The following is an 18295-nucleotide window of genomic DNA, read 5'->3' on the forward strand; positions in this document are numbered from 1 at the left end:
GATGCCACGTCAGCGCGGCCGATTCAGGAACAGGCGCACGGCTTCGACCGTGTTGGGCCGCGCCTCGCCGTGCCGCGATCCGTCGTGCATGCAGAACAGCACGTCGCGCTGCCGTGCCGTGCTGGCGTCGACATGGGCGCACATCGCGTCGAACAGCGCCTGCGGCGACGGCGCCGGCCGCTGCCAGTCGTCGAGGATCGCGGTCCAGCCGGTATGTTCGCGTTGCAGCCGTGCGAGCACGCGGGCGCGACTGTCATGCGGCATCAGTCCATAAGGCAGGCGCAGCGGGATCGCATCCGGCGCGGGCACACGGGCCTCGCGATAGGCATCGCGGATCAGCGCGTCGGTCGTCTCGATCTCGTCGATCAACGCGTCGTCCGACAGCGTGCCCGGTTTTGCGTGCGAACGGGTGTGATTGCCGAGCCGGTGGCCTTCGCGCGCCATGCGAGCGGCCACATCGAGTGCGCCTGCCAGATTCCGGCCGAGCAGGAAGAAGGTCGCGCGGCACGACGCGGCATGCAGGACGTCGAGCAGGAGGGGCGTCGACGGGCCGGGGCCGTCATCGAAACTGAGGCAAATGGGCATCGCAGGTGGGTGCGCCGTTCAAGGTGTACTGGGGGAACGATAGCGCAAGTCGCGGCGAGCGGCAGCCGTCGGCCGGCTACTCGCGCGGCTCGATGGCCAATGGACAGGTGCCGACCCGACGCAAGCGCGTACCGGTCCACTCGTAGAAGAACCGGGCCGCCTTCGCGTCGTTGTAGTCGCAATCGTCGTTGAAGCAGCCCGCGACGATCAGCAGCGTACTGCCGGGCCGGAAATCGACGCGTTCCTCGTCGTTGCCCATCACGCCTGCGATGGCTTGTACGCCGGGCATCGTGTACGTCGCGCCCGTGTACTTGTCGACGATCGCGAAATTCCGGCAATCCGTTCCGCAACCCCAGGTCGCGACGCGGTAGTGGCCGGCAAAGTTGGCCGGTTGCGTGAATTCGTCGCGAATGACGGTGCGGTAGAGGCGGGCTTCCCGGGTGGTCAGGCGTGGTGCCGCGGCGGGCTTGCGCGGTGCGCTTGCGGCGGGTGCCGGATAGCGCTCGAACGACGGCGAAGGGCATGCGGCAGCGGCCGTGGCCGCGCCGGCGGTGCCGGCGCCGCAACCCAGCGCGGCCGCTGCGCCGGCGAACAGCAGATATCGATGGGCAAGCGTCACGCGAGCGTCCTTCATGTTCGGGATCGAGATCGGGCCGGACGGTCCGGGCGGCCGGCGACGACGATTCTATGACGCTTCGCGCGCGCAGGCGACCCGGACGGGCGATCGCGCGCGGATGCAAAACCGGCATGTCCGCACGCGGCTCGCCGTCAAGCTTTGTCAAATCGTGGCGATATCACGATGCCTGACGTTTCAGGCCGCCTCCGAAGGCTGTCATGCACGGGTTGATTGAGTATCCTTGGATTCGATTCGCGGTACTCACGCAGTCACAACCGGGAGGCTTCACATGAATGCACGTCTATACCGCGCGACCATTGCCGGTGCGCTGATCGGATTGCTCGCGCCGTTTTCGGTGGCGCATGCGCAGCTGGGCGATGTCCTGAAGCAGGTCGGCGGCGGGGGCGATTCGGGCGGCAGCGCGGGCGGTGCGCTCGGCAACCTCGGCGGCATCGGCGGCGCGTTGACGGGCGGTGGCGGTTCGTCGCTGATGCCGGGCAGCACCGGCAACGTCGCGGGCCTGCTGCAGTTCTGCATCCAGAACAACTATCTCGGCGGGGCATCCGGCGGTGCGTCGTCGGTGAAGGACGCGCTGATGGGCAAGCTTGGCGGCAACGCGTCGTCAGACAGCGGCTATACCAGCGGCGCGAGCGGTGTGCTCGACGCCGGCAATGGCAGCAAGCTCGACCTGAGCGGCGGCGGACTGAAGCAGCAGGTAACCAGACAGGTCTGCGACAAGGTGCTGACGCAGGCGAAATCGCTGCTGTAAGCGCGCCTCGCGGTTCGGGGTGCGGTGCGCGACGTACCGCCCCTGTCCGTCTTTCAGGCTGACATTCCCGTCAACGACAGGAGCGCGGCGCCGCGCGTGCCGTCCCGATCGTCAATCGGCCAGCCGCTTGTCGGCGAGCGCCTTGCAGCAGTCTTCGTAGACCCATTGCACGAGTTTCGCCCGATAGTCGAGATCGTCGGTATCGACGATTTCCTCGACCGCGTCGCGCGCCCACGACGCATCGACGAACCCGGCGTGCCGCTTGGCGATGTCCTGCGCGAGCGCCGCGAGCTTGGCGATCGCGAGCCAGTCGGCCTGACGGTGATGGCGGTCGAGCCAGCGGTGCGCGGCCTGGACCTGGAACGTGGCGTCCGGCCACGATTCGTTGAGGTAAAACGCGCCGAGGTTGCCGCAGGTGAGCCAGCAAAGCAGCTCGAGGCGGTCTTGCGAGCCGAGGGTATGGGGTGCGTCGGACATGGCAGCGCTCACGAAATACATGGATTCCGGGCGGCGCCGGTTGCAACGGGCCGGTGCCGATAGTAAAAACATAGCACGATGCGGGCCCGGCCGCGCACCCGGGCGGATGCTGACATGGCGGTGGCGAAACGGACGCCGCGCCGACGCGGATGGCCGACGGCGGAATGAGGGAGCGGCGGGAACGAAAAGTGCGCGAGCGCGTGAGGAACGACGCGGGAAGATGCGGCCGGGGAGTGACCGGGAAGCGACCAGGAAGCGGTCGCTTGCGCCGCGAAGCGGGCCCGTCGCCGGGCCCCCGCAGCCCGGCGCGCGGGCTGGCGGATGAGCGGGATCAGGTCGCCGTGTGCGTGGCGCGCGCGATCGAGCGGATGCTGCGCTCGACGCGGATCAGGATGATCAGCACGGCGAGCGACACGAACGAATACAGCGCGACGAGCGCGGCGACGCCGGCGAAGCGCGCGGTCTGGCCGTTCTCGGCAGCCGTTTCTTCGGCGGCCTTCTTCTCGTTGTCGATCGCCGTCCGGCGTGCGTCGTAGCGCTCGGAGAAGTCGCGCATGACCGCCGACACGACGTCGGTGTACGCCTGCTCACGCGCATATTCGTCGCCGTGCCCGGTGACTTTCTTCTTGACGCTGGCCGCGACGTCCGCGCGTGACAGCACCTTGTCGAGATACGCGATCTGCTGCTCGTAGTACGCGACTTCCGGATGGTCGTCGTCGCCGAGCACGCGCTGGAACGACGGCTCGTACGCGTCGCGATCGACCGCGTAGTCCGGCGACAGGGCCGCCCGGCCGTGCTTCTGCACGATGCCCGACAGTTGCGTCGACAGGCGCAGCGCGGGCGACGCGTTGTCGTCCTTCGCTGCCGCGCCGCCGGCGGCCGGCGTGGCCTTGGCGGTTGCATCGTTTTCCCACGCGAACGATGCAGGATCGACCTGGATGGCCGAATCGACTTTCGGCGGTTTCGACAGGCGCGCATCGAGTGCGATCGCGCCGAATATGACCCCGCCGATCAGGACCGCGGTCGCGAACAACAGCACGATCACGCGCAATACCTGAAGATAGCCGCCCTCGATTTTGGTCAGGATGCTCAAGGCATTCTCCTTTCTTATGATGAATGAGGCGCCGAGGCTAAAGACCTTTCCAATAGCTGTCAATCGTCGCACCGGCCGGCCGAAACGCTCGCTAGAATGTCGGCTTTCCTGGAGGCGGAAAACGATGAAAATCTACGACCAGTTCTATATCGACGGCGCGTGGCGCAAGCCGGCCGGCACCGGTACGATCGACGTGATCGACTCGGGCACCGAAGCCGTGATCGGCCGGATTCCGGAAGGCGTCGCGTCCGACGCGCAGGACGCGATCCGCGCGGCGCGCGCGGCCTTCGACGCGTGGGCGGCCACGCCGGCCTCGACGCGCGCGGGCTACCTGCGCAAGATCGTCGAGCATCTGCAGGCGCGCAGCGAGGAGCTCGCGCAGTCGATCACCGGCGAAGTCGGGATGCCGATCAAGCTGTCGCGCGCGATCCAGGTCGGCGGCCCGATCTACAACTGGAAGGCGTACGCGAAGCTTGCCGAGTCGTTCGAGTTCGAGGCACAGGTCGGCAACTCGCTCGTCGTGCGCGAGCCGGTGGGGGTCGTCGCGGCGATCACGCCATGGAACTACCCGCTCAACCAGGTGACGCTGAAGGTCGCACCGGCGCTCGCGGCCGGCTGCACGGTCGTCCTGAAGCCGTCCGAAGTCGCACCGCTCAACGCGTTCATGCTTGCCGAAGCGATTCACGAAGCGGGGCTGCCGGCCGGCGTGTTCAACCTCGTGTGCGGCTACGGCCCGGTGGTCGGCGAGGTGCTGGCCACCGATCCGGACGTCGACATGGTGTCGTTTACGGGCTCGACGCGCGCCGGCAAGCGCGTGGCCGAGCTGGCGGCCGCGGGCGTCAAGCGCGTTGCGCTCGAGCTCGGCGGCAAGTCGGCGTCGGTGATCCTCGACGATGCCGATTTCGCGGCGGCGGTGAAGGGCACGGTCAACGCGTGCTACCTGAACGCGGGGCAGACCTGCTCGGCGCATACACGGATGCTGGTGCCGGAAGCCCGCTACGACGAAGCGCGCGAGATCGCGAAGGCCGCGGCCGAATCGTACGTCGCCGGCGACCCGCGGCAGGATGCGACGCGTCTCGGCGCGCTTGCGTCGGCCGTGCAGCAGCAGCGCGTGCAGGACTACATCCAGCGCGGGATCGACGAAGGCGCGGAGCTCGTGACGGGCGGCACGGGCCTGCCGGAAGGGCTCACGAAGGGCTTCTTCGTGAAGCCGACCGTGTTCGGCCGCGTCGATCCGAAATCGACGATCGCGCAGGAAGAAATTTTCGGGCCGGTGCTGTCGATCATCACGTATCGCGATGAGGACGAGGCCGTGCGGATCGCGAACGATTCACCGTACGGGCTCGGCGGCGCGGTGTGGGCCGGCAGCGACGAGCGCGCGATGGGCATCGCGCGCCGTATCCGCACCGGGCAGGTGGACATCAACGGCGGCACGTGGAACGGCGCCGCGCCGTTCGGCGGCTACAAGCAGTCGGGGCATGGCCGCGAGAACGGCGTGTACGGGCTCGAGGAATATCTCGAGTACAAGTCGATGCAGCTCAAGCCCGCGAAGCCTGCCTGAGCGCTTCGCGCCGCACGAACCGAAAACGGCACGCTGGTGCCGTTTTTTTATTGACGGTCGTCAAGGTGCGCGGCGGTGGATCGTCGATCATCGCGGTTCCGATGTTCCGACGAGGTTTCAGATGACCGTACGCACTTCCTTTCCGCCGCTGACGATCCGCGGCCGCACCTTGCTGCCTGTCGTGCAGGGCGGCATGGGCGTCGGCATTTCCGCGCACCGGCTGGCGGGCAGCGTCGCGCGCGAAGGCGCGGTCGGCACGATCGCGAGCATCGACCTGCGTCACCATCATGCGGACCTGCTCGCGCGTTGCCGCGCGCAACCCGATCGCGCGACGCTCGAGGCCGCGAACCTCGAGGCGCTCGCCCGCGAGATCCGTCTCGCGAAGACCTATAGCGAAGGACGCGGGATGATCGCGGTCAACGTGATGAAGGCCGTGAGCGCGCATGCGGACTACGTGCGGGTCGCATGCGACGAGGGCGCGGATGCGATCGTGATGGGCGCGGGCCTGCCGCTCGACCTGCCCGATCTCACGCAAGGACACGACATCGCGCTGATCCCGATCCTGTCGGACAGCCGCGGGATCGCGCTCGTGCTGAAGAAGTGGATGAAGAAGGGGCGCCTGCCCGACGCGATCGTGATCGAGCATCCGGCGCATGCGGGCGGCCATCTCGGCGTCACGCAGATCGACGACATGCACGACCGCCGTTTCGATTTCGCACGCGTGCTCGACGAGACCGCGCAGGTGATGGCATCGCTCGGCATCGCGCGCGAAACGATCCCGCTGATCGTTGCGGGCGGGATCAACAGTCACGACACGGTGCGCGCGGCGCTCGAGGCCGGCGCGAACGGCGTGCAGGTCGGCACGCCGTTCGCGGTGACGGAAGAGGGCGATGCGCATCCGCACTTCAAGCGCGTGCTGGCCGACGCGACGCCCGACGACATCGTCGAATTCGTCAGCGTGACGGGGCTGCCCGCACGCGCGGTGAAAACGCCGTGGCTCGATCGTTACCTGCGCAACGAGACGCGCATCCGCAACAAGCTCGGCGCGCTGAAGCAGCGTTGCCCGACCGCGCTCGAATGCCTGAGCGTATGCGGCTTGCGCGACGGCATCGAGAAGTTCGGCCATTTCTGCATCGACACACGGCTGGCGGCGGCGCTGCGCGGCGACGTCGCGAACGGGCTGTTCTTCCGCGGCCGCGAGGCGTTGCCGTTCGGCCGTGCAATTCGCAGCGTGCGCGACCTGCTCGACCTGCTGCTGACGGGCTGTGCGACCGAGCCTGCGGCAAACCGTCCCACGTTTACGCTGGCTTGACGGATATCAAGACGATGAAAAGACCCTACGAGGAAAATGGGAACCATTCTTTGGGGGTCCGTACCATGCATAAAACGATTCGAACTTGTGTCACCGCTGCCGCCGTTGCGGCCAGTTTCGCCGCGATGCCTTCGCTGTCGCACGCGGCCTCGCCGGGCGACGGCATCAACCAGGGCGACGTCCTGGTCCGGCTGCGTGCGATCAGCATCCAGCCGAACGAACGCGCGAGCGACACGCTGGGCGCGCTCAACGTCGGCGTGAACAACGCGATCGTGCCCGAGCTCGACTTCACGTACATGATCCGCGACTACCTCGGCGTCGAACTGATTCTCGGCACGTCGCGGCACCAGCTGACGTCGAGCCTCGGCAATCTCGGCGGCGTGGGCGTGCTGCCGCCGACGCTGCTGCTGCAGTATCACTTCAACCATGCCGGCAAGGTGCGTCCGTATTTCGGCGCGGGCGTGAACTACACGTACTTCTACAACAACGGGCTCAACGTCGGCGGGCAGGGCGTGTCGATCAACAAGAGCAGCTTCGGCCCGGCATTGCAGTTCGGCGTGGACGTGCAGTTGACGAAGAAGGTCTTCATGAACGTCGACGTGAAGAAGATCTGGATGAGCACCGATGCGACGCTCGGCGACAAGGGCATCGGCACGCTGCACATCGATCCGCTGATCGTCGGCGTGGGCGTCGGGATGAAGTTCTAGACGCGGCGGGAAAGGAACAGAAACAGGAACGGAAACAGAACAGAGTTGGGGTTGGCGGCATGGCGGTCTGCATGCCGCTTTTTTTTGCGCGGCGGATTTACAGCTTGTCGTACTGGAAGCGCATCGCGGTGCCTTCGCGCTGGATGCGCTCCCATACCGCGCGCTTTTCGTCGTCGCTCAGGAACACCCAGTTCGACACTTCGGCCGCCGTGCGGCCGCAGCCCTTGCAGACTTCGTCGAAGAGGGTCGAGCACACGCCGATGCAGGGGCTGTCGGGCAGGTCGTGGAGATTGGAGGCCATCGGAGGGGTTCACGCAGTTGAATCGTCAGCCGCCATTTTAATGCATCGCGGCCGGTCGGTCGGACGGGCGCGGCCGGCATGCCGTACCGGTGCGGCGGCGTGACAGTACGGCCGGGTTCGGGCGCGGCCGCCGCACGGCTCGCGTCCGGCCGGCGAACGCGGTTTCGTCGCCGCCCGTCTTTCCCGGTGGACAGCCGCCGATTACCCGATAGAATTCCCCGGGAACGTCCCGCCGCACGGGCCGCCTGACCGGCCGGCAGCGGGATATCTGTTCCGTTTGCGCGACACCGGCATGATTTTTTTGTGACGGGGCGCGAATGATGGTAGTTTTCGGGGTTTTCGAGGGGCGGCGCGCCAGAATGCGCCGCCATGACGAGGCAGACGGCAGTCGGGCAACGTGTCCGGCCGGAGGGAGAACGGGATGAAAGCAAAGGTAGTGGGCCGGTTCGCAGCGCTCGCGCTGTGCGTGGGTGCATCGGCGGCAGCGGCGAAGGATACGCAGCTCAATGTCTATAACTGGTCGGACTACATTGCGAAGGACACGATCCCGAACTTCGAGAAGCAGACGGGCGTCAAGGTCCGCTACGACAACTACGACAGCGACGATACGCTGCAGGCGAAGCTGCTGACGGGCAGCTCGGGCTACGACATCGTCGTGCCGACCAGCAACTACGCGGGCAAGCAGATCGCCGCCGGCATCTTCGCGCCGCTCGACAAGTCGAAGCTGCCGAACCTCAAGTACCTCGATCCGCAGCTGATGGCGCTCGTCGCCGGCGCGGACCCGGGCAACAAGTTCTCGGTGCCCTGGGCGTACGGCACGACCGGTCTCGCGTACAACCTGACGAAGGCGCAGCAGGCGCTCGGCAAGGTGCCGCTCGACAATTGGGACATCCTGTTCAAGCCGGAAAACATCTCGAAGCTGAAGACCTGCGGCGTGTCGGTGCTCGACGCGCCCGACCAGATGTTCGCGGCGACGCTGCACTACATCGGCAAGGATCCGATGAGCACGAACCCGGCCGACTACAAGGCCGCGATGGAAGTGCTGAAGAAGATCCGCCCGTACATCACGCAATTCAACTCGTCGGGCTACATCAACGACCTGGTCGGCGGCGACATCTGCTTCGCGTTCGGCTGGTCGGGCGACGTCGTGATCGCGAAGCATCGCGCGATCGAGGCGAAGAAGTCGTACAAGGTCGAGTACTACATTCCGAAGGGCGGCGCGCCGGTGTGGTTCGACGTGATGGCGATCCCGAAGGACGCGAAGAACAAGGAAGCCGCGCTGGAGTGGATCAACTACATCGAGGATCCGAAGGTGCACGCGGCGATCACGAACGCGGTGTACTACCCGAGCGCCAACGCCGAGGCCCGCAAGTACGTGCGGCCCGACGTCGCGAACGACCCGGCCGTCTATCCGCCGGCCGACGTCGTGAAGACGCTGTTCCTGCTCAAGCCGCTGCCGCCTGAAATCCAGCGTCTGCAGACGCGTCTGTGGACCGAGCTGAAGTCGGGCCGCTGACGCGAGCCGGCGTTCCCAGCAGTCATGAAGCCCCTGGTGCCCCCGGGGGCTTTGTTCGTTCAACGCAGGAGAGATGCAGCACATCATGAATAGCCAGTCGGGTGCGCCGGTCGCGGGCGCACCGTCCTCCGTTTCCTCCTCCGGCGCCGATGCGCGCGCCGAGAACTTTGTCCAGATCGTCGACGTCGTGAAGAAATTCGGCGACACCGAAGCCGTGCGCAGCGTCAACCTGACCGTGCGCCAGGGCGAGCTGTTCGCGCTGCTCGGCAGCTCGGGCTGCGGCAAGTCGACGTTGCTGCGGATGCTCGCGGGCCTCGAGACGGTCACGTCGGGCAAGATCCTGATCGACGGCGAGGACCTCGCGCAGATGCCGCCGTACAAGCGGCCCGTGAACATGATGTTCCAGTCGTATGCGCTGTTCCCGCACATGTCGGTCGAGTCGAACGTCGCGTTCGGCCTCAAGCAGGAAGGCACGCCGAAGGCCGAGCTGAAGGAGCGCGTGGCCGCGGCGCTCGAACTCGTGCAGATGAGCAAGTACGCGAAGCGCAAGCCGCACCAGCTGTCGGGCGGCCAGCAGCAGCGCGTCGCGCTCGCGCGCTCGCTGGTCAAGCGCCCGAAGCTGCTGCTGCTCGACGAGCCGATGTCCGCGCTCGACAAGCAGATCCGCCAGCGCACGCAGATCGAGCTCGTCAACATCCTGAACAAGGTCGGCGTCACCTGCATCATGGTCACGCACGACCAGGAAGAAGCGATGACGATGGCCAATCGCCTCGCGGTGATGAGCGAAGGCCAGATCGTGCAGATCGGCTCGCCGAACGAAGTGTACGAATACCCGAACAGCCGCTTCTCGGCCGAGTTCATCGGCTCGACGAACCTGTTCGAAGGCGTGACCGTCGAGGACGAACCCGACCACGTGTACATCGAATCGCCGGAGCTGCCGAGCCGGTTGTACGTGAGCCACGGGATTTCGGGCCCGCTCGGGATGCCGGTCACGGTGTCGGTGCGCCCCGAGCGGATCGCGCTCACGCGCAAGCCGCCCGAAGGCGCGTTCAACTGGGCACGCGGCCGGATCGGCAACGTCGCGTACATGGGCGGCTATTCGCTGTATCACGTGAAGCTCGACGGCGGCAAGACGGTGATCGCGAACGTGTCGAGCCTCGCGATTTCGGAGCTCGACACGCCGTCGCTCGGCGACGAGATCTACGTGCGCTGGAGCGCGACTGCCGGCGTGGTGCTGACGTCATGACCTCGTTCAAGTCCATGCTCTCGTGGCCGGTGCGGCGCTTCAACCTGACGGGCGCCACGGCGGTCGTGGCCGGCCCGTTCACGTGGCTCGTGCTGTTCTTCCTCGTGCCGTTCGTGCTGGTCGTCAAGATCAGTTTCGCGGAGCTGCAGCTCGGCATCCCGCCGTACACGGAGCTTGCGTCGTACGCCGACGGCGTCGTGCACGTCGCGCTGAACCTGTCGCACTACGCGTTCCTGTTCACGGACAGCCTGTATTTCGCGACCTACGTGAACTCGGTGTGGGTGGCCGCGATCACGACGCTGCTGTGCCTGCTGATCGGCTATCCGATGGCGTACTACATCGCGCGCTCGAACCCGGCGACCCGCAACCTGCTGATGATGGGCGTGATGCTGCCGTTCTGGACGTCGTTCCTGATCCGCGTGTACGCGTGGATCGGCATCCTGAAGAACAACGGGCTGCTGAACAACTTCCTGATGTGGATCGGCCTCACGCATACGCCGATAGAGCTGTATCGCACCAACTACGCGGTGTACATCGGGATGGTGTATTCGTACCTGCCGTTCCTCGTGATGCCGCTTTACGCGCACCTGGTGAAGATGGACCTGCGCCTGCTCGAGGCCGCGTACGACCTCGGCGCGAAGCCGTGGAAGGCGTTCGTGCAGATCACGCTGCCGCTGTCGAAGAACGGGATCATCGCGGGCTGCCTGCTCGTGTTCATCCCGGCGGTGGGCGAGTACGTGATTCCCGAGCTGCTTGGCGGCGCGAACACGCTGATGATCGGCCGCGTGATGTGGAACGAGTTCTTCAACAACGCAGACTGGCCGATGGCGTCGGCCGTGACCTGCGCGATGGTGCTGCTGCTGCTCGTGCCGATGGCGATGTTCCAGCACTTCCAGGCGAAGGAGCAGGGAGGCCGTCGATGAAGCCGAATCGTTACCTGCAGTTCGCGGCGCTGTTTGCCGGCTTCGCGTTCCTGTACATCCCGATCATCAGCCTGATCGTCTATTCGTTCAACGAGTCGAAGCTCGTCACCGTGTGGTCGGGGTTCTCGTTCCGCTGGTACTCGGCGCTCGTCGAGGACGACGAGCTGCTGACGGCCGCGTGGCTGTCGCTGAAGATCGGCGTGCTGACCGCGTTCGCGTCGGTGATCATCGGCACCTGGGCCGGTTTCGTGCTCGCGCGGATGGGGCGTTTTCGCGGTTTCGCGCTGTTCAGCGGGATGATCAACGCGCCGCTCGTGATTCCCGAGGTGATCCAGGGGATCTCGCTGCTGCTGCTGTTCATCGAACTGGCGAAGTGGATCGGCTGGCCGGCCGAGCGCGGCATCTTCACGATCTGGCTCGGCCACGTGATGCTGTGCATCTCGTACGTCGCGATCATCGTGCAGTCGCGCGTGCGCGAGCTGAACCCGTCGCTGGAAGAGGCCGCGCTCGATCTCGGCGCGACGCCGCTGAAGGTGTTCTTCACGATCACGCTGCCGCTGATTTCGCAGGCGCTGATCGCGGGCTGGCTGCTGTCGTTCACGCTGTCGATCGACGACCTCGTGCTGTCGGCGTTCCTGTCGGGCCCCGGTTCGACGACGCTGCCGCTCGTGGTGTTCTCGCGTGTGCGCCTCGGGCTGAACCCGGAGATGAACGCGCTCGCGACGCTGTTCATCGTCGCGGTGACGGCCGGCGTCGTGATCGCGAACTTCGTGATGCTGCGCCAGGAGCGCAAGCGGATGGCGGGATTCGCGACCTGACGCCTGAATGGCGTCTGCCATGAACAACGCCCGGTGCCGACGACGAGTCGGGCCGGGCGTTTTGTCTGGCGCGACGGGAGAAAGGAATTGAAGATTTCAGAATTGCTTGGTGCAAGCCTGACTGCCGCGATCGTGGCAGGCTTGTTGATCGGCATTGTGTCCGTCAAGGATTTCGGCGAAGTTTCGATCTTTTTTTCCGCTGTGGCTTTCACGGTTGCATTTCCCGTGGCAATGCTGCTTTCGTATCCGGTCTATCGGGCCAGCACGCTGCTTCCTCGGAGGGCGGTATTGCCGATGCTGGTCATCGTGGGCGGTGCGGCTGGATTGACCGTTCTTGCGGTTCTGACACAGGCAGCCTGGCCGGACATCGCAAGGAACGGAGAAATGGCCTTGCTGTATGCGGCAATCGGAATGATGTGTGCGGTTTCGGCGCTGGGGTATGTCGAGCGATCCGGGATTGCCGGCAGGCTGCGCAAATGGCTCAAAAGGCCGAATTGACGGCCATCCAGCATCTGTCTTGACGACGGGGCGTCGCGCCGTTGGCCGGTGGCGCCCGCGATAAAAAACGCCCGGTATCGACGTCGAGTCGGCCGGGCGTTTTGTCTGGCGGCGTTGCGCGTCGACCGGCGCCGGTCGGTACGCGATTACGCGCCGAACGCCGCCTTCGCCAGCAGCCCGAGCGCGACGCACACGAGCACGGCCGCGAACCCGGCCTGTACGTGCCGCGCGGCGAGGTGTCTCGATGCGCCGCGACCGGCGGCCATGCCGAGCGCGGTCGCGACGGTGAACCACAGCGTCACGTCGAGCGGTGCACGCGTACCCGACACGAGCGTCGCGAACACGCCGCCGGTGCCGACCAGCGCGATCACCATCAGCGACGTCGCGACCACCCCATGCATCGACACGTTCGTGAACTTGCGCAGCATCGGCACGATCACGAAGCCGCCGCCGACGCCGAGCAGCCCCGTCATCAGGCCCGTCATCGCGCCGGTCGACGCCAGCGCCACACCGACCGGCCAGGACCACACCAGCCGGCCCGTATCGGGATTCACGCGGCCGACGCACAGCGGCGACGCGTCGGCGTCGACCGCTGCATGCCGCAGCGCCTGCCGCAACAGGCGGCCGGCGACGACCAGCATCGTCAGTGCGAACAGCGCGAGCAGCAGGCGCTGCGGCAACACGTGCGCGAGCCGTACGCCGAGCGTGGTCAGCGGCACGCCGGCCACCGCCATCAGCAATGCCGCGCGATAGCGCACGAGCCCGCGGCGGAAGCCTTCGAGCGCGCCGAGCGCCGCGCTGCCGGCCACCGCGACGAGCGCGACGGGCGTGGCCTGCTGCATCGGCCAGCTCATGCCGACGACGAGCGCGGGCACCGCGAGGATGCCGCCGCCGGCGCCGGTCAGGCCGAGCACGGCGCCGACGAAACCGCCCAGTACGAGGGAAATCAGCATGACGTCATCGGGCTCCGGTCAACGCGCGATCGCGGGTTTCGCGAGCCATTCGCGGCCCTTGAGCATCGCCTTCCAGTAGAGCGGCGGCAGCACGCGTTCCTTGAGTAGCCACGCGAGCCGCGACGGGCGCTTGCCGTCGATCAGCCACGCGGGGAAGGTCGGCGCGACCTTGCCGCCGTACAGGAATTCGGCGAGCACGATCTTGCCGCGCTCGACGGTGAGCGGGCACGAGCCGTAGCCGTCGTACGCGGCGTCGCCGTGCGCGCGGCCGAGCGACACGAGCAGGTTGTGCGCGACGACGGGCGCCTGCTTGCGGGCGGCCGCGGCCGTTTTCGCATTGGTCGTGTTGGTGGCGTCGCCGAGCGCGTAGATGTCCGGATACTGCCGGTGGCGCAGTGTCGCCGGATCGACGTCGATCCAGCCGGCCGCATCGGCGAGCGGGCTCGACCGCACGAAATCGGGCGCTTTCTGCGGCGGCACGACGTGGATCATGTCGAACGAGCGCACCACGGTTTCCTTGCCGCCGTCGGGCAGCGCGCGCGCGAACGTCGCCCGGCGTGCCGGGCCGTCGATCGAGACGAGGTTGTGGCCGAACGACAACGCGATGTCGTAGCTTTTCACGTACTCCATCAGCGCGGGTACGTAGTCGGCGACGCCGAACAGCGCGCCGCCCGCATTCAGGAACTCGACGTTCGCGGCCTCGAGGCGGCCCGCGCGCCGCCAGTGGTCGCACGACAGGTACATCGCTTTCTGCGGTGCGCCTGCGCACTTGATCGGCATCGGCGGCTGCGTGAAGAGTGCGTTGCCGCCGCGGAACGCGCGCACGAGTTCCCACGTGTACGGCGCCAGGTCGTAACGGTAGTTGGACGTGACGCCGTTGCGGCCGAGCGTGTCGGCGAGGCCTTCGATCGCGTGCCAGTCGAGCTTGAGCCCCGGGCACACGATGAGCTTGCGATAGCCGATGCGGCGGCAGCCGTCGAGCACGACCGCGTGCGCGTCGGGCTCGAAGCCCGCGACGGCGGCCTGGATCCGGTGCACGCCGCGCGGCAGCACGTCGGTGATCCGGCGTGCGGTGGTCTCGGGGCGGAACACGCCCGCGCCGACCATCGTCCAGCCCGGCTGGTAGTAGTGGACGTCGGCCGGATCGATCACCGCGATGTCGAGCGACGCGTCGCGTGCGAGCAGGCTCGACGCGACCGCGATGCCGGCCGCGCCCGCGCCGACGATCACGATGTCGTGCCGCGCGTCGACGGCCGGTGCCGCCTGCTTGCCGCCTGGCACGACACGCGACGCGAGCGCGTGCAGGTCGTAGCCGGCCGCGGCGGCCGTCGCGACGATGTCGTTCAGCGGGCGCAGGCCGGCTTGCGACAACGCCCACAGCGTGGCCGAACGCATGCCGCTGCGGCAGTACGCGAGCACCGGGCCGTCGATCGACGCGACGAGTGCGCCGAATTGCGCGGCCTGGTCGTCGGTCACCTTGCCCGTATCGACCGGCAGGTAAAGCACGTCGATGCCGAGCGGCGCGGCGGCCGCGCGGATTTCGGCGACGGTCGGCTGGTCGGGGCCTTCGCCGTCGGGGCGGTTGCAGATGATCGCGCGGATGCCGGCCGCTTGAAGCGCGGGCAGGTCGGCCGCCGCGATCTGCGGCGAGACCGACAGCGCGTCGGTCAGCTTGCGGATGGAGGTCATGTCGGGGTCTCGGTTGGGGCGCCGGCGCTCAGATCGCGTCGAGCGGGATCTTCAGGTAGCGCACGCCGTTGTCTTCGGGCTCGGGCAGGTGGCCGGCGCGCATGTTGACCTGCACGGACGGCAGCATCAGCACGGGCATGGCGAGCGTGGCGTCGCGCGTGGTACGCATCGCGACGAAATCGTCCTCGGTCACGCCGTCCTTCACGTGCACGTTCGCGCGGCGCTGCTCGGCCACGGTCGTCACGAACTGCACGTCGCGGCCGCCCGGCTGGTAGTCGTGGCACAGGTACAGGCGCGTGTCGGGCGGCAGGCCGAGCACGCGCGCGATCGAGCGGTACAGCGTGCGCGCATCGCCGCCCGGGAAGTCGCAGCGGGCCGTGCCGTAGTCGGGCATGAACAGCGTGTCGCCGACGAATGCCGCGCGCTGCGTCGCGTCGTCGACGCAGTAGGTCATGCAGGCGGGCGTGTGGCCCGGCGTATGCAGCGCGCTGATCGTCAGCGTGCCGAGCGCGAGCGTGTCGCCGTCGTCGAGCAGCCGGTCGAACTGGCGGCCGTCCTGCGCGAAGCCGGGGCCCGCGTTGAACAGCGTGCCGAACACGTGCTGCACGCGGCGCACGTGCGAACCGATCGCGATCCGGCCGCCGACGTGTTCCTTCAGGTACGGCGCGGCCGACAGGTGGTCGGCGTGCACGTGGGTTTCCAGCAGCCAGTGCACGTCCGCGCCGAGTTCGGCGACGCGGGCGATCAGCCGGTCGGCGCTGGCGGTGCGCGTGCGCCCGGATGTCGGGTCGTAGTCGAGCACGCTGTCGATCAGCGCGCATGCGCGGCTCGCGGTATCGAGCACGAGATAGCTGACGGTGTGGGTCGCCGGGTCGAAAAAGCCTTCGACAGACAGCGTGGTGGCATCGCTCACGGGGTGTCCTTGATCGGGTTCTGCATCTGCAATCGCGATCTGTAACTCAAGAAGCGTGCCAGCCTGCATCGCGGCACTGGCCGATCTGCCAGGGATTTGATTCGACTCGGGTTTTCGGCGCAGGCGCGGCGAAGCACGGGCGTCGCCGGCGTTCGGTTGCCGCTGCCGACTGCCACTTCTGGCAGTGTCGTGGCAGAATTGGCAGTCGGCCTGGCAGTGCGCCCGCCAGTCCGTCAGGCATCTCCTTCACCGAGCGTCCGCATGAATCCGCACGACACCATCCCGATCGTCCCCGCGCCGCGCCCCGACGTCATGCCCGACGTGCGCGCGCTCGTCGCGTATCTCGAGCAGGATCCGCAGCCGATGATCGTCGTCGATCCCGATTACCGCATCCTCGCGGCGAACGATGCGTACCGGCGCCAGTTCGGCGTCGCGGGCGTCGAGCACGTGGGCCGGCACTGCTTCCAGGTGTCGCATCACTACGACGTGCCGTGCGACCAGGCCGGCGAGCATTGCCCGATGAAGCAGGCGCTCGAGTCGCGCGGGCTGAACCGCGTGCTGCACATCCATCACACGCCGCGCGGCCCCGAACACGTCGACGTCGAATTGCGGCCGATCTTCGATGCGCACGGCAACGTGATCGCGTACGTCGAGCGGCTGACCACGGTGCGCAGCGCATCCGCGCAGCCGAGTGCGGAAGGGCTCGTCGGCGGCGCCGACGCGTTCAATGCGGCGCTCGGCGCACTGCAGCGCGTCGCGCCGTCGATGCTGCCGGTGCTGCTGCTCGGCGAATCGGGCACCGGCAAGGAGCTGTTCGCCCGCGCGTTGCACGAGGCGAGCGATCGCGCGATGGGGCCGTTCGTCGTCGTCGATTGCTCGGGGATCGCCGAGACGCTGTTCGAGAGCGAACTGTTCGGTTACGAGAAGGGCGCGTTCACGGGCGCGAACCAGCGCAAGCCGGGCCTCGTCGAGACCGCGCAGGGCGGCACGCTGTTTCTCGACGAGATCGGCGACGTCCCGCTGCCGATGCAGGTGAAGCTGCTGCGCCTGATCGAGTCGGGCACGTTCCGCCGCGTCGGCGGCGTCGAGGCGCTGCGCGCGGACTTCCGGCTGGTCGCGGCGACGCACAAGCCGCTGCGCGAGATGATCGACGACGGCCGGTTCCGGCAGGATCTCTACTACCGGATCAACGCGTTTCCGATTCCGCTGCCGGCGTTGCGCGAGCGGCGCGGGGACGTCGCGCTGCTGGCCGAATCGATCCTGCGGCGAATCGCGAACGCGCGCGCCGGCGCGGGCGAGACGGGCGCACGGCCGTTTGTCCTCACCGAACGCGCGCGCGCGTGTCTCGATGCCTATGCGTGGCCGGGCAATATCCGCGAGTTGCGCAACGTGCTCGAACGCGCGTGCCTGTTCGCGGACGACGGGACGATCCGGGTCGAACACCTGCCGGCCGAGCTGGTCGCCGCATCGGCGGCGCCGCAGGATCGCGCGGCCGATGCGCGCGGCGTGTCGGACGCGGAGCTCGTGCGCATCGCGCGCACGTTCGACGGCACACGCAAGGCGCTCGCCGAGCAGGTCGGGATGAGCGAGCGGACGTTGTACCGGCGGATGAAGGCGCTCGGGCTCGGGGCGCGCGAGCGCTGAACGGGCAGGCGGCGGGCGGCTGGCAGAGGCACGCGGCTGTGTCGATAATGGCGCGTTCGATCCTGCTTCCACCTCGCCGATGAAGAGACGCTTCCTTTCGCCTTGCCTGTTTCTTGCCGCCACTGCGCTGTGCAACCTGGCGCAGGCCGCCACCGAATACACGTGGACCGATGCGGCCGGCGCACATGCGGTGACGCTCGCACGCACCGCGTCCGGCGACGACCTCGAGCTCAAGGTCGCCGCGACGCTCGACGGCCGGCCCGACTGGACCGTGCGCGACTACGTGAAGGCATGTCCGGTCGACGTGATTCTCGACGTCGTGCCCGCGTCGATCGAGATGCGCGACCTGCTCGGCAACGGCCGCAAGCAGTTTCTGTTCGCGTACAGGATCGGCTGCCGCGGTGACGTCAGCGCCGACCAGGTCAAGTACTTCCTGATCGACCAGGGCACGAAGTACGTGCTGCGCGGCGAGGAAACCGTCACGGTCAACGGCAAGTTCATGGACGGCGGCGCGGCGCCCGTGCCGAATGCGGACCTGAAAGCCCGACCCGCGTTTCTGCGCTACATGACGAAGCACTGGCACGCGATCAGCGCGCGCGACTACCGATAGGCGCGCGCCCGGCGATCGTGACGGCGCGTGCGACACGCGCCTGCTGGGGGTGAGTCGAACCTGT

General features: G+C 67.4%; 20 protein-coding genes. 12 read left to right on the plus strand and 8 right to left on the minus strand.

The genetic code is table 11. The features are described from left to right. Positions 1-9: 9 nt before the first annotated feature. Together E9536_RS10955 and E9536_RS10960 are read right to left on the minus strand one after the other, a co-directional pair. Entirely contained in the window at positions 10-585 is a 576-nt protein-coding gene (locus E9536_RS10955; RefSeq protein WP_059696641.1) for a polysaccharide deacetylase family protein, read from the minus strand. Positions 586-661: 76 nt separating this feature from the next. Beyond that, positions 662-1204, minus strand: a complete 543-nt coding sequence (locus E9536_RS10960) for a hypothetical protein (RefSeq protein WP_059696692.1) — start codon at positions 1202-1204, stop codon at positions 662-664. Between the two features lie 13 nt (positions 1205-1217). Between E9536_RS10960 and E9536_RS41380 the strand changes: the two genes are divergently transcribed. Together E9536_RS41380 and E9536_RS10965 are read left to right on the plus strand one after the other, a co-directional pair. After that, positions 1218-1436, plus strand: coding sequence for a hypothetical protein (locus tag E9536_RS41380; protein WP_155633617.1), 219 nt, complete (start codon positions 1218-1220; stop codon positions 1434-1436). A gap of 54 nt (positions 1437-1490) precedes the next feature. Then, positions 1491-1970, plus strand: coding sequence for a DUF2501 domain-containing protein (locus E9536_RS10965; protein ID WP_059696643.1), 480 nt, complete (start codon positions 1491-1493; stop codon positions 1968-1970). Between the two features lie 111 nt (positions 1971-2081). Here the strand turns inward: E9536_RS10965 and E9536_RS10970 are convergent, their stop codons facing one another. Further along, entirely contained in the window at positions 2082-2447 is a 366-nt protein-coding gene (locus E9536_RS10970; protein WP_027787292.1) for a hypothetical protein, read from the minus strand. Between the two features lie 331 nt (positions 2448-2778). Next, positions 2779-3540, minus strand: coding sequence for a hypothetical protein (locus E9536_RS10975; protein ID WP_027787293.1), 762 nt, complete (start codon positions 3538-3540; stop codon positions 2779-2781). 124 nt (positions 3541-3664) lie between these two features. Here E9536_RS10975 and E9536_RS10980 point away from each other — a divergent pair, with 124 nt between their 5' ends. From E9536_RS10980 to E9536_RS10990, 3 genes are all read left to right on the plus strand, one after another. After that, complete coding sequence (locus E9536_RS10980) at positions 3665-5101, plus strand: aldehyde dehydrogenase family protein (protein ID WP_060174543.1); 1437 nt, start codon at positions 3665-3667, stop codon at positions 5099-5101. A gap of 121 nt (positions 5102-5222) precedes the next feature. Then, on the plus strand, positions 5223-6413 hold the full coding sequence (locus E9536_RS10985; protein WP_027787295.1) for a nitronate monooxygenase family protein: 1191 nt from the start codon (positions 5223-5225) through the stop codon (positions 6411-6413). A 65-nt stretch (positions 6414-6478) separates the two neighbouring features. Further along, a complete protein-coding gene (locus E9536_RS10990; RefSeq protein WP_027787296.1) occupies positions 6479-7120 on the plus strand; it encodes an OmpW family outer membrane protein in 642 nt (213 codons plus the stop codon). A 97-nt stretch (positions 7121-7217) separates the two neighbouring features. Here the strand turns inward: E9536_RS10990 and E9536_RS10995 are convergent, their stop codons facing one another. Next, positions 7218-7421 (minus strand): DUF1289 domain-containing protein, encoded by a 204-nt coding sequence (locus E9536_RS10995; protein WP_021159754.1) that lies wholly within the window; start codon positions 7419-7421, stop codon positions 7218-7220. Between the two features lie 421 nt (positions 7422-7842). Here E9536_RS10995 and E9536_RS11000 point away from each other — a divergent pair, with 421 nt between their 5' ends. From E9536_RS11000 to E9536_RS11020, 5 genes are all read left to right on the plus strand, one after another. Further along, positions 7843-8937 (plus strand): polyamine ABC transporter substrate-binding protein, encoded by a 1095-nt coding sequence (locus E9536_RS11000; RefSeq protein ID WP_027787297.1) that lies wholly within the window; start codon positions 7843-7845, stop codon positions 8935-8937. 85 nt (positions 8938-9022) lie between these two features. Then, positions 9023-10183, plus strand: a complete 1161-nt coding sequence (potA, locus tag E9536_RS11005; RefSeq protein WP_048022911.1) for a polyamine ABC transporter ATP-binding protein — start codon at positions 9023-9025, stop codon at positions 10181-10183. Continuing rightward, a complete protein-coding gene (locus E9536_RS11010) occupies positions 10180-11106 on the plus strand; it encodes an ABC transporter permease subunit (protein WP_027787299.1) in 927 nt (308 codons plus the stop codon). The genes potA and E9536_RS11010 overlap by 4 nt, the downstream gene beginning before the upstream one ends. After that, positions 11103-11924 carry an ABC transporter permease subunit gene (locus E9536_RS11015; RefSeq protein WP_027787300.1) on the plus strand — a complete coding sequence of 274 codons (822 nt, stop codon included), beginning with the start codon at positions 11103-11105 and terminating at the stop codon, positions 11922-11924. The genes E9536_RS11010 and E9536_RS11015 overlap by 4 nt, the downstream gene beginning before the upstream one ends. Before the next feature lie 87 nt (positions 11925-12011). Further along, entirely contained in the window at positions 12012-12422 is a 411-nt protein-coding gene (locus tag E9536_RS11020; RefSeq protein ID WP_119337118.1) for a hypothetical protein, read from the plus strand. Between the two features lie 146 nt (positions 12423-12568). Here the strand turns inward: E9536_RS11020 and E9536_RS11025 are convergent, their stop codons facing one another. The 3 genes from E9536_RS11025 to E9536_RS11035 are packed head-to-tail and all read right to left on the minus strand — an operon-like array spanning position 12569 to position 15977. Next, positions 12569-13375, minus strand: a complete 807-nt coding sequence (locus E9536_RS11025; protein WP_027787302.1) for a sulfite exporter TauE/SafE family protein — start codon at positions 13373-13375, stop codon at positions 12569-12571. 18 nt (positions 13376-13393) lie between these two features. After that, positions 13394-15064: a bifunctional protein tyrosine phosphatase family protein/NAD(P)/FAD-dependent oxidoreductase gene (locus tag E9536_RS11030; protein ID WP_136469850.1), complete on the minus strand. Its 1671-nt coding sequence runs from the start codon at positions 15062-15064 to the stop codon at positions 13394-13396. 28 nt (positions 15065-15092) lie between these two features. Further along, entirely contained in the window at positions 15093-15977 is an 885-nt protein-coding gene (locus tag E9536_RS11035; RefSeq protein WP_168799517.1) for an MBL fold metallo-hydrolase, read from the minus strand. Positions 15978-16238: 261 nt separating this feature from the next. Between E9536_RS11035 and E9536_RS11040 the strand changes: the two genes are divergently transcribed. Together E9536_RS11040 and E9536_RS11045 are read left to right on the plus strand one after the other, a co-directional pair. Further along, a complete protein-coding gene (locus tag E9536_RS11040; RefSeq protein ID WP_027787305.1) occupies positions 16239-17621 on the plus strand; it encodes a sigma 54-interacting transcriptional regulator in 1383 nt (460 codons plus the stop codon). Positions 17622-17700: 79 nt separating this feature from the next. After that, complete coding sequence (locus E9536_RS11045; protein WP_027787306.1) at positions 17701-18231, plus strand: hypothetical protein; 531 nt, start codon at positions 17701-17703, stop codon at positions 18229-18231. The last annotated feature ends 64 nt before the right edge of the window (positions 18232-18295 follow it).

Source organism: Burkholderia sp. LS-044, from assembly GCF_004803625.1.
Classification (GTDB): domain Bacteria; phylum Pseudomonadota; class Gammaproteobacteria; order Burkholderiales; family Burkholderiaceae; genus Burkholderia; species Burkholderia cepacia.